This window comes from Xylanibacillus composti, from assembly GCF_018403685.1.
Classification (GTDB): Bacteria; Bacillota; Bacilli; order Paenibacillales; family K13; genus Xylanibacillus; species Xylanibacillus composti.
This window is the reverse complement of record NZ_BOVK01000008.1, coordinates 1-1,392: the sequence shown is the minus strand read 5'-3', so window position 1 is coordinate 1,392 and position 1,392 is coordinate 1. Positions and strand designations below refer to the sequence as shown.

The window sequence follows — 1,392 nt, the reverse complement described above, 5'->3', positions numbered from 1 at the left end:
TGTACCGGACAGGAGACATCGGCCGGTATTTGCCCGGCGGCGTGATCGAATTCCTCGGCCGCAAGGATGCGCAGGTGAAGATACAGGGCCACCGCATTGAGCTGGGCGAGATCGAGGCCGTGCTCGGCGAGTGCCCGGGAATCTCCGGCGCAGTGGTCACCGTGCAGCGCACAGACAGCGGCGCTCATCTGGCGGCGCATCTGGTAGCCGAGCCGGGCGTGACGCCGGAGCTGGCCCAGCTGCAGGAGCTGCTCGGCCGCAAGCTGCCGGACTACATGGTGCCGCGCCGCTACCGGATGATGGAGCGCCTGCCGCTGACCGTCAACGGCAAGATCGACCGCAGCGCGCTGCCGCCCATCGAGGAACCGGCCGCCCGCGGCACGACTGTGACGCGCCGGGAGCCGATCAACGAGACCGAGACGGCGCTGCAAGCCATCTGGCAGCAGGTGCTCGGCCAAGCAGAAATCGCGGTGACCGACGATTTCTTCGACCGGGGCGGCCAATCGTTCGAAGCGGTGCGCATGGTCGGCCTCATCGCCGAGCAGATGAAGAGCACGCTGACGCTCGGCGACATCTGGCAGGACCGGACCATCGAACAGCTTGCCCTGCGGCTGCGCTCCGCACAACCAGAGAAGCCGCGACATCTGGTGGAGATCAGCGGGGACGGGGAAGGGGAACCGCTGTTCCTCGTCCATCCGGCAGGCGGCAACGTCATGTGCTACGGTGTGCTCAGCCGCCACTTGTCCCGCCCCGTACTGGCCTTCCAGGCGCCGGGCGTGGACGGCAGGGAACAGCCGCTCGCATCGATTCCGGAGCTGGCCGCGACGTATGTTCGCCAGCTGAACGAGGCGCAGCCGGAAGGAGCCGTGTGGCTCGGAGGCTGGTCGTCTGGCGGGCTCATAGCCTGGGAGATGGCGGTGCAGCTGCAGGCGCAGGGGCGCAAGCTGGCCGGCGTCGTCATCCTCGACTGTCCGGCGCCGCTCGTGCACGACCCGATCACGGACGACACCTTGTTCCGCTGGTTCCTGAGCGACATGAATCTGGACCAAGAGGTGATCGATGCGGCAGCCGAGGACATGCAGAAGTCGCAGGACGAGTCAGCCTGGCTAGCGGTTGCTGCAGACCGAATTCGCGATGTATACGGGATCGAGCTTGAGCCATTGACTCAGTTGTACGAGGTATTCAAGGGAATCGTTCGCGCGAGCCGCACATACCGGGCGGCGCGGGTAGAGACGAACGTACTCCTGATCCGGGCGCGCGATGGAGTGGTGGGCGAATTCGCCAGTCATCCGCATACAGCCGAAGACGATTGGGGCTGGAGCCGGTTCGCGGCCGGCCCGATGGAGTGCGTGTATGTCGACGGTACTCATTACACATTGCTTGAAGGGCAGA

The 1,392-nt window shown here is 65.7% G+C and carries 1 protein-coding gene and 1 pseudogene; both read left to right on the top strand.

Features of this window, described 5'->3' with window-relative positions; translation table 11 throughout:
• Window positions 1–41: 41 nt before the first annotated feature.
• Window positions 42–272: pseudogene (locus XYCOK13_RS22295) on the top strand (hypothetical protein); the annotation flags it as partial.
• 198 nt (window positions 273–470) lie between these two features.
• Window positions 471–1,392 (top strand): thioesterase domain-containing protein (locus XYCOK13_RS03440; protein ID WP_244864979.1); only part of this gene is annotated, 922 nt, incomplete at its 3' end.